Genomic DNA, 9,712 nt, shown 5'->3' with positions numbered 1-9,712 from the left:
GACCGCGCTTCGACAGCGTCTGGCTTCCTTTGCGGTGCCCACGCGCTGGTGGCTGCAGCACGAGCCGCTTCCGGTCAATCAGACGGGCAAGATCGACAAGGCGGCAATCCTCTCCCAGATTGCGGCCCCTGTCGCCTGAAGTCGCGAAACGTCGAATGCGCGCAGATCGGTCGACCTTGCTCGGCCCCGGGCCGCGGGGCCTGCGATCCCGAGCGACTGGCCTGATCTGCGCGCGCGAATATTCGACCTGGCATCCATGAAAATTTCGATCCATTATTTTTCCTGGATCCGCGAGGCGATCGGGGTCGATGCGGAAAGCTTCGACCTTCCCGACACTGTCATCGATGTGCGGGGCCTCGCGATCTGGCTTCAGGGCAGGCACGAGAAATATGGCATCCTTCTGGGTAACAAGGTGCGCTGTGCGGTCGACCAGTCCTTCGCCCATACGGATGCGCCCCTTTCGACCGGTAGCGAGGTGGCTTTCTTTCCGCCCGTAACGGGTGGCTGAGGAGGCCGACGGCGTAAATTTCCATGACATCCGTCGACGTCCGGCAAGACATGATCGATCCGGGAGCCTACCTGGATCGCCTGACGGCACCGGGCGGGGAGCGGTCTTCCGGTTTCGTCGGGCATATCCGCGGCGATGACGCGGTCGATCAGCCGCCCGTGACGCTCATATGCCTTGAAATCGAAGCTCGCGGTTCTGCGCTACCGATCAGGAAATCATGCCTGGCATGTTTTGAGATGAGTGCAGCGTCCAGTGCCGCGTCGAGAGCTTCGATGCCGCCGGAACGCAAGGCGGCGCGCAGGTCGACATGGTCTTCATGACCAAGGCACATGTACAGCTTCCCGTCGGCTGCAAGGCGCACGCGATTGCAGCTTTCGCAAAAATTATGCGTCATGGGCGTGATGAAGCCGAGCCGCACGCGCTTTCCCGCAATGCGGTAATAGCGCGCCGGACCGCCGGAACGATGCGGGTCTGGAAAAAGGTCATAATGCTCTTCCAGGCGGCGTCTAACGCCGTCGAGAGGTAGATAATGATCAGTCCGATCTTCCCCCGTGTCGCCCAGAGGCATGGTTTCTATCAGCGTCAGATCATGGCCGCGTTCATCGCACCAGTCGATCATCGCGAAAATCTCGGCTTCGTTGATCCCCTTCAGCGCGACCATGTTGATCTTGATCTGGAGGCCGGTGCGGGAAGCTGCCGCAATGCCTTCAACGACTTTGGAGAGAGAGCCCGTCCTGGTTATGGCGCGGTAGGTTTCCGGGACAAGCGTGTCGAGACTGACGTTGACGCGCTTCATTCCCGCATCGACCAAAGCCTGTGCGCATTCCGCAAGGCGAGTGCCGTTGGTGGTCAGAGTCAGTTCGTCGAGCCGTCCGGGATCCAGAGCACCGAGCCTGGCCGCCAGATCAAGGACGCCCGCACGCATGAGAGGTTCGCCGCCCGTCAGGCGTATCTTGCGGACACCCCGCTCTACGAAGCGCTCCGCGACAAGAGCCAGTTCGTCGAGCTTCAGCAAGTCGCGAGGCGGCATGAAGCGCATCGTTTCGGGCATGCAGTAGCGGCATCGCAGATCGCAACGGTCGGTCACCGAAACGCGCAGATAAGTGATCCTGCGCCCCAAATTATCCTGCAATTGTCGAACCGCCGACATACTCTCTCAATTCCTCTCGCGGCGCAGTCCCGATCGTGGAATCCGGACGGACGCTCAGTATAGCGCAATATAGTCATAGGGGCCTTGCGGCCCGACTTCCTCCGCGTTTGCCTCCGCTTCGCCGATCAGCCTGAGCGTTTCTGGCCGTTTGGAGACGATGCGTATCTGCAATTCCGTATCCGCCGGGCTTGCCGCGCCGGTCAGGCTCGCCGAACGCAGCGCGGCCAGAAGGGACGGCTGATCGGGTTTCCAGACGGCATATCCTTCATTGGCGAGGGCGGCGGCGTTCAGGCGCAGTGCGCCGACCAGCCGTCGCTTGGGGACCACGTCCCTGGGGCCCTGTACCCGGCTCGAAGCGATGGCGCTTGCCGTCTCCTGATCCTCGACGCCTCCCTCGTCATTCACGAACAGCGGATGCTGATCGCTCCAGGCTTCGGGCGGACATAGCTTCTGGGCCGCAACGACAGGACGGTCCGGGCGCAACTCGGCCGGATAGATGCGGCAGACGTTCGGTCGCTCCTCATAGGCACCACAATAGAGGTTCTCGAGCAGATGCGGACAGGCGCCTTCGAATACCGCCGTGAGGGTTACGCCCAGCGATATGGGAAGCGCGCCGCTGCGCGCCGGCAAGGAACGCGTCGCGCGATAATCCCGCTCCGCTTCTGCGGCATCCAGCGCAGGCGCTGCATCGCAGAGGATTTCGACCTTCCCGCCTCTCTCGATCCATCCGATCGCCTCGCCCACGCTCAAGGGCAGTCGCAGGTCGTGGCAGCACCGGCCGCAGGCCGTACAGGAAAAGGTCAGTCGCGTCGAAGGCGGTTGGTCCGGGCCCGCAGATGGCAAGAAAATCCCCCTGAATTTTGCGATCGTCCGATCGCCAGTTGAAATCGGGCGGCAAATCGCGCCGGCCGGGATGGCTGTCGCTAGTTCCGATGCGCAGGCTCGACGGCGGCACGACGATCCTGCTCGCAAGGAGCAGGCTGCTGCCGTTCGCCATTCTCGCGGAGCCGGTCGGCAACCTGTGCGAGAACCGACAGTGCCAGGGTGTCGGGATCGCGCGCGGTGTGGATCGTTCCGATCGGGCCCACCAGGCGCGAAAGCCGCGCAGCCGGGATGCCGCGTTCGAGCAGCGAGGCGAGGCGGGCCTGCTGGGTCGCACGGCTCCCCATCGCGCCGACATAGAATGCCTCGCCCTCTAGCGCTGCTTCGAGAAGTGCCGGCTCCCAGTCATGATCGTGGAAAAGAAAGACGTGCGCGGTCCACGGATCGGACCGGACGCCGGTCGTGTCGCGAGGCGTCTTGAGGATGGTGGCAGCCACGCCCATGGCAAGACAATGTCGAACGATCTTCGGGTCTGGCGTGAGCACTTCGATATCGGCGTTATAGGCCCGGCCGAGGCGTGACAGGGCCAGCACTTCCTCACCATGCCCGATGATCGAAATGCGCAGATCAGGATGATGCGAAGCAATGAAATGCCGGCCATGCCATTGGCTACAGCCTGCCCCTTCATGCTGGATGCCGCTGGTCCCGTCGGCGCCCAGCGACAGCGCGACCGGGCGCCTGGCGTCGAGTTCCATCAGGGCGTGTTTCACGGCATTGCTGTCGGGCTCCGGCGTGAAGAGAAGATCTATTCCGCCCCCGCAGGGAAGACGGATATCGATATAGCGTGACCCGGCTCCGAACCGGACCAGTTCGGCTTGTCCCTGGGCGATCACGCGCTGCGCCTCGGCAACCACCGCCGCCTCGATGCAGCCGCCCGAAAAGGATCCCATCCAGTCTCCATTCTCGCAGACGGCCATATGGGTTCCGGGCATGCGCGTCGAACGACCGGTGACGTCGGTGATCGTCACCAGAGCACATCGCTGGCCCAGCATCTGTCGATCGCGCACGAAGCGGAATATCTCCGCGGCATTCTTCATCTGTCGGGAACCCCGGCGGGCAAATGCGAACCGGTACGATTCTTATGGGAAACTTCCACGGCACCCGTCCTTCCTGACGCCGCAACGCTCATGCGAAGCGGGGCATGTCCATGAGATGCTTGTCGAGGGTGATGGGGTAATCGCGAACCCTGACCCCGGTGGCATTGTGGATCGCATTGGCGATGGCGGCGGCGACGCCGCACAGACCCAGCTCGCCCACGCCCTTCGCCTTCATCGGTGAACTCTTGTCATCGACCCCTTCCAGGAAGATGACCTCCTGATGGGGGATGTCGGCATGGACGGGAACTTCGTAGCCCGCCAGGTCATGGTTCACGAAATAACCGAAGCGTTTGTCCACAGCCAGTTCCTCCATCAGGGCAGCGCCGACGCCCATGGTCATGGCGCCGATCACCTGGCTGCGGGCCGTCTTGGGATTGAGAATGCGGCCTGCATCGCAGACCGCGAGCATCCGGTGAATCCGCGCTTCACCCGTAAAGGCGTCGACCGCCACCTCCACGAAATGGGCGGCGAAGGTCGATTGCTGGAATTTCCGCGCCAGGTCGCCATAGTCGATCGTGTCCTCCACGACGATCTCTCCGGTGCGTGCGGCCTGCCCAAGGGCGGCGCTCGAGCCATCGGCCTTGACCATGCCGTCGGCAAATTCGCAGGCCGAAACGTCGAAACCCAGCTTCTGCGCGACGGCTTCCCGCAATTTCACACATGCCGCATAGACACCGGCGGTTGCGCTGTTGCCACCCCATTGCCCGCCTGATCCCGCCGAGACGGGAAAGGCGGAGTCGCCGAGGCGGACTTTCACCTGTTCGAGCGCGACGCCCATCATCTCGGCGGCGGTTTGCGCGATGATCGTATAGCTACCGGTTCCGATATCGGTCATGTCGGTCTCGACCGTGACGGTGCCCCGCCCGTCCAGCCTGACGCGCGCGCCAGACCTCATCGAGATGTTGTTGCGGAAACCGGCGGCCACGCCCATGCCGACGAGCCACCGACCCTCGCGGGACTGTCCCGGTTGCGCGTTGCGTTTCGACCAGCCGAACCGCTGCGCGCCAACACGCAGACATTCGACGAGTCGGCGCTTGGAAAAGGGGCGGTCGGGGTTTTCGGGATCGACCTGCGTATCGTTGAGGATGCGAAACTCGACCGGGTCCATCCCCAGGGCTTGCGCCATCTCGTCCATCGCCATTTCGAGCACCATCAGCCCGGGGGCCTCGCCCGGCGCGCGCATCGCATTGCCTTCGGGAAGGTCGAGCACGGCAAGGCGGGTCGCGGTCAGCCGATTGCTGCCGGCGTAGAGGAGGTTGGTCTGGTCCACCGCCGCTTCGGGCTTGCCATCGGGAAGATTGCCCGACACGCTTTCATGGCCGATCGCGGTAAGGCGACCGTCCTTTCCGGCTGCCAGCCTGACGCGCTGGATCGTGGCGGGGCGATGGGTAGTATTGTTGGCGACCTGCGGGCGCGTCAGTGCAAGCTTCACCGGTTGACCGCAGGCCTTCGACGCCAGCGCGGCAAGGACGGCATCGGCCCGAAGGAACAGCTTGGCGCCAAAGCCTCCCCCGATATAGGGCGAATCCACCCGCACGTCCTCTGGCTTGAGCTTGAGCCCCTTGGCGAGTTCGTTTCTGTTCCAGGCGATCATCTGGTTGGATGTCCAGATTGTCAGCTTGCCCTCTGCCCATGATGCGATGGTGGAGTGCGGCTCCATCATCGCATGGCTTTCATCGGGGGTCGTATAGGTCCGGTCGATCTTCACCGGGGCAGAGGCGAACGCCGTGGCGAAATCGCCCACTTCATGCGATTTGGGTTTGCCTTGCGCCATGGCCATGGCGGCGTCGGTCGCCTCCTTTGCCAGTTCGAATCGGCCGGGCGACCGCTCATAATGGACGCGAACCAGCGCGGCAGCAGCGCGTGCCTGTTCGAAGGTCTCGGCGACCACGACCGCCACGGCCTGATGATAATGATCGATCGCTGCGCCGCCAAAGAGATTGGCGGTGTTCATCGCACCCCGGATCGGCTCGGGGCTATCGAGCGTCGTCACCACGGCCAGAACGCCGGCGGCGCGCGCCGCATCGTCGCTATCGATCCGCGTCACCTTGCCCTTGGCGATGGCGCTTCCGATCATGAAGCCATAAGCGGCGTCGGAGGCGACGTCATGGCGTTCATAGGCATAGGGCGCCGTGCCCGAAACCTTGAGCGGCCCCTCGATCCGATCATGGGCACGGCCGACGACCTTCATCTGGTCGATCGGGTTGGGGCCTGCCGGTGTGTCGAACTTCATGGCTTTCTTCTCTCCTGCGTCAGGCAGATCGGGGCAGCTTGCCGAGATGCTTGTCGAGAGTGATGGGATATTCCCGGATGCGAACGCCAGTGGCGTTGTAGACCGCGTTGGCGATGGCCGGGGCGACGCCCGATATGCCCAGTTCGCCCACGCCCTTGGCCTTGACCGGCGACATGGTCGGGTCGACCTCGTCCAGGAAGACGACGTCCTGGTGGGGAATGTCGGCGTGAACAGGCACCTCATAGCCGGCCAGGTCATGGTTGACGAAGAAGCCGAAGCGCCTGTCGACCGCCAACTCCTCCATCAGGGCAGCGCCCGCACCCATGGTCATGCCGCCGATCACCTGGCTCCTGGCGGTGATCGGGTTGAGGATGCGACCTGCGGCGCAGACCGCAAGCATGCGGCGCACCCGGATTTCTCCGGTATAGGCATCGACCCCCACTTCGCAGAAATGGGCGCCGAACGTCTGCTGCTCATATTTTCGGGACAGGTCTCCGAAGGTCATGGCATCCTGCGCCGCGAGGGTGCCGGCCGCCGCCGCCTGCGCGAGGGGCACGCTGCGATCGCCGGACCGGATCGCGCCATCGGAAAATTGCGCATCTGCAGGATCGAAACCAACCGCCCGGGCGGCCGCCTCGCGTAGTTTCACACAGGCAGCATATACGCCGGCAGTCGCCGACGCGGCCCCGCCCTGTCCGCCGCCGCCAAAGGCATCCGGAAAGAGAGAATCGGCAAGACGGACCACGACGCGATCGAGCTCGACGCCCATCATCTCCGCCGCAATCTGTCCGATGATCGTATAGCTGCCCGTGCCCATGTCCGTCATGTTGCACTCGACGGCGACCATGCCGTCGCGATCGAGCGTCATGCGTGCGCCCGCTGGCAGGATCGGCGCGCCCCTGATGGCCGCGGCCATGCCCATTCCGACAAGCCAGCGACCGTCCCTGCGCGAACCAGGCTTCGGGCTGCGTGCCTTCCAGTCGAAGCGGTCAGCGCCGAGGCGAAGGCACGCGATCAGTTGCCGTCCCGAGAAAGGCTTGGGAGACTGGCCGTCCGGTGTGGCCTGGGACGCTGCGCCGGGGACGACCTGGGTGTCGTTGATGATCCGCAGCTCGACCGGATCGAGGCCGAGGCGTTCGGCCAGTTCGTCCATGGCGACTTCGAGCGCCATCATGCCGGAGGCTTCGCCCGGTGCGCGCATCGCATTGCCTTCGGGCAGGTCGAGGCGGGCAAGGCGCGTCTGGCACAGCCTGTTGGCGCCGGCATAAAGAACACTGGTCTGGGCTGCAGCGATCTCGGGGCCGCCCCCCGGCAAATTGCCCGACAGCGTCTCATGACCGATCGCCTGCAAGCGGCCGTCCCTGTCGGCGGCCAGTCGAACGCGCTGGATAGTGGCCGGGCGGTGGGTGGTATTGTTGGCCATCAGGGGGCGGGGCAGGGCGACTTTCACAGGTCGGCCCGCGGCCTTTGCACCAAGAGCCGCGAGAACCGCGTCCGATGCGATGCTGCCCTTGCCGCCGAAGCCGCCGCCGATGAAGGGAGACACCACGCGGACCTTGTCGCGCGGAATGCCGAGCTTGGTCGCCATGTCCCGTTGCGCCCAGCCGATGATCTGTTGCGCAGACCAGATCGTGAGCGCGTCACCGTCCCAGCGGGCGATGGTGGCGTGGGGCTCCATCATGCAATGGCTATGATCGGGCGTGGCATATGTCTCGTCGATCCTGATCGGCGCTGACGCGAACGCAGCGTCGAAGTCGCCGATCATGACATCGGGCTGGCGGCGATGCGGGACCGCGCCGGCACGGGCGCGGGCGAGATCGAAAGCGCCCGCCTCCCGATCATAACTGGCCTGTACGAGACCAGCGGCCGCCCGCGCCTGTTCGAACGTTTCCGCCACGACCAGCGCCACGGCCTGATGATAATGCTCGATCTCAGGGCCCGCGAGCGGCCTCGCCACATAGAAGCCCTCGCTCTTGAGAGGACCGGCATTCTGCGCCGTGACGATCGCCAGCACGCCGGCTGCGGCCTGCGCCCGCTCGGTGTCGATCGCTGATACGCGGCCCTTGGCGATCGCGGAACCCACGACATATCCATAGGCGATGTTGTCGGCGACATCCTTGTGCTCATAGGCGTAGGTCGCCGTCCCCGACGTCTTGAGCGGCCCCTCGATGCGGGGATGCGGTTTCCCGACCACCCGCAGGCGGTCGAGAGGATTCGGTCCCGCCGGCGCTTCGAATTTCACGCGGCTCTCGCTTCGGCCAGGATGCCGGCGAGCGTGCGTTCGACCAGTTCGACCTTGAACGCATTGTCGGCAGTAGGTTTGGCACCCGCGAGCAGGCGGCCGGCCACGGCTGCCGCGCCCTGCGGCATTGCCGCATCGGCCGTTTCGTCACGCCAGGGGCGATGCGCGATGCCCCCCACCGCCACCCGGCCGGTTCCATCCTCGTGCAGCACCGCCGCGACCGAAACCAGCGCGAAGGCGTAGGAGGCGCGATCGCGGACCTTATGGTAGACATGCGTTCCCCCGATCGGCCTGGGCAGCGTCACGGATGTGATGAGCTCGCCCTTGGCGAGGTCCGTCTCGATGTGGGGCGTATCGCCCGGAAGTCGATGGAAATCGGCAATGGCGATGGATCGGGTGGTGCCATCGGGCCGAACGGTTTCCACGGTGGCATCCAGAGCACGCAGCGCCACCGCCATGTCGCCTGGATAGGTTGCGATGCATTTGTCGCTGACGCCGATCACCGCGAGCTGGCGCGAATAGCCGCCGATGGCGGCACAGCCCGAGCCGGGCCTGCGCTTGTTGCAGGGCTGGTTGGTATCGTAGAAATAGGGGCAGCGCGTGCGCTGCAGCAGGTTCCCCGCCGTCGTCGCCTTGTTGCGAAGCTGACCGCTGGCGCCTGCAACGATGGCGCGCGTCACCAGGCCATAGTCCTTGCGCACACGCTCGTCTGAAGCGAGCCTGGTATTGGTGACGAGGGCGCCGATTCTCAGCCCGTCCTGCGCGGTGGGCTCGATCCTGTCCAGTTTGAGATCCTGGACATCCACGAGATGGGCAGGTGCCTCGATCTCCAGCTTCATCAGGTCGAGCAGATTGGTGCCGCCGGCGATGAACTTGGCGCCGGGCCGCCGCGCGACAGCGGCGGCGGCATCGGCCGGAGACTTGGCGCGTTCATAAGTGAAGGGTTTCATGCCTGTGCCTCCGCGACTTCGGCCATCGCCTCGGCGATGTTGGAATAGGCGCCGCAACGACAGATGTTCCCGCTCATGCGCTCGCGCATCTCCATGTTGCTGGCTTGGATGCCGCTCGTGAGATCGCGGGTGACATGGCTTGGCACCCCTGCCTTCATCTCCTCGAGCACGGCGACCGCCGAACAGATCTGGCCTGGCGTGCAATAGCCGCACTGATAGCCGTCATGCTTGATGAAGGCGGCCTGCATCGGATGCAGGTCGTCGGGAGAGCCCAGGCCTTCGATCGTTATGACCTCGTCACCCTGGTGCATCACCGCAAGGCTGAGGCAGGAGTTGATGCGCACACCGTCCACGATAACGGTGCACGCACCGCATTGACCGTGATCGCATCCCTTCTTCGTACCCGTAAGCCTGATATTCTCGCGCAGGGCGTCGAGCAGCGTGGTGCGCGTATCGACCTGCAGCTCATGGCGCTTGCCGTTCACCTTGATGGACAGCGGCATGGTCGTCGGCGCGACCTGGGGCTTGGGCTGAAGCTGGGCTTCGGCGGGCGGCACGGCAGCGACAGCCGCCGTCGCAGCGCTACCGGCCAGCATGTTGCGCCTCGAGATATGCAGCTCTGTGGCCATTATCGCAGTCCCTTCCCTCTT

8 protein-coding genes are annotated in these 9,712 nt (G+C 64.5%); 1 reads left to right on the top strand and 7 read right to left on the bottom strand.

From position 1 onward, the window contains the following. Nucleotides 1-256: 256 nt before the first annotated feature. Nucleotides 257-508, top strand: coding sequence for a molybdopterin converting factor subunit 1 (gene moaD, locus VMR39_RS24275; RefSeq protein ID WP_325420027.1), 252 nt, complete (start codon nt 257-259; stop codon nt 506-508). Between the two features lie 148 nt (nt 509-656). Here moaD and moaA read toward each other — a convergent pair whose 3' ends face one another. From moaA to paoA, 7 genes are all read right to left on the bottom strand, one after another. Then, entirely contained in the window at nt 657-1,658 is a 1,002-nt protein-coding gene (moaA, locus tag VMR39_RS24270; protein WP_325420025.1) for a GTP 3',8-cyclase MoaA, read from the bottom strand. A gap of 54 nt (nt 1,659-1,712) precedes the next feature. Next, nucleotides 1,713-2,501 (bottom strand): YkgJ family cysteine cluster protein, encoded by a 789-nt coding sequence (locus VMR39_RS24265; protein WP_325420023.1) that lies wholly within the window; start codon nt 2,499-2,501, stop codon nt 1,713-1,715. An 80-nt stretch (nt 2,502-2,581) separates the two neighbouring features. Next, nucleotides 2,582-3,577 (bottom strand): XdhC family protein, encoded by a 996-nt coding sequence (locus tag VMR39_RS24260; RefSeq protein ID WP_325420021.1) that lies wholly within the window; start codon nt 3,575-3,577, stop codon nt 2,582-2,584. An 88-nt stretch (nt 3,578-3,665) separates the two neighbouring features. Further along, a complete protein-coding gene (gene paoC / locus VMR39_RS24255) occupies nt 3,666-5,870 on the bottom strand; it encodes an aldehyde oxidoreductase molybdenum-binding subunit PaoC (RefSeq protein WP_325420019.1) in 2,205 nt (734 codons plus the stop codon). 19 nt (nt 5,871-5,889) lie between these two features. Beyond that, nucleotides 5,890-8,112: an aldehyde oxidoreductase molybdenum-binding subunit PaoC gene (gene paoC / locus VMR39_RS24250; protein ID WP_325420017.1), complete on the bottom strand. Its 2,223-nt coding sequence runs from the start codon at nt 8,110-8,112 to the stop codon at nt 5,890-5,892. Next, complete coding sequence (locus VMR39_RS24245; protein ID WP_325420015.1) at nt 8,109-9,062, bottom strand: xanthine dehydrogenase family protein subunit M; 954 nt, start codon at nt 9,060-9,062, stop codon at nt 8,109-8,111. The genes paoC (VMR39_RS24250) and VMR39_RS24245 overlap by 4 nt, the downstream gene beginning before the upstream one ends. Next, nucleotides 9,059-9,691 carry an aldehyde dehydrogenase iron-sulfur subunit PaoA gene (gene paoA, locus VMR39_RS24240; protein WP_325420013.1) on the bottom strand — a complete coding sequence of 211 codons (633 nt, stop codon included), beginning with the start codon at nt 9,689-9,691 and terminating at the stop codon, nt 9,059-9,061. Before paoA ends, VMR39_RS24245 begins: the two co-directional genes overlap by 4 nt. Nucleotides 9,692-9,712: the final 21 nt, after the last annotated feature.

The sequence above is a fragment of the Sphingobium sp. genome (assembly GCF_035511395.1).
Taxonomy (GTDB): Bacteria; Pseudomonadota; Alphaproteobacteria; order Sphingomonadales; family Sphingomonadaceae; genus Sphingobium.
The sequence above is the reverse complement of the archived record's forward strand: the minus strand, read 5'-3'. Positions and strand labels throughout refer to the sequence as shown.

Coding starts and splice junctions, on each gene's coding strand:
- moaD (WP_325420027.1), top strand. CDS start 257: ATGAAAATTTCGATCCATTATTTTTCCTGGATCCGCGAGGCGATCGGG.
- moaA (WP_325420025.1), bottom strand. CDS start 1,658: ATGTCGGCGGTTCGACAATTGCAGGATAATTTGGGGCGCAGGATCACT.
- VMR39_RS24260 (WP_325420021.1), bottom strand. CDS start 3,577: ATGAAGAATGCCGCGGAGATATTCCGCTTCGTGCGCGATCGACAGATG.
- paoC (WP_325420019.1), bottom strand. CDS start 5,870: ATGAAGTTCGACACACCGGCAGGCCCCAACCCGATCGACCAGATGAAG.
- VMR39_RS24245 (WP_325420015.1), bottom strand. CDS start 9,062: ATGAAACCCTTCACTTATGAACGCGCCAAGTCTCCGGCCGATGCCGCC.
- paoA (WP_325420013.1), bottom strand. CDS start 9,691: ATGGCCACAGAGCTGCATATCTCGAGGCGCAACATGCTGGCCGGTAGC.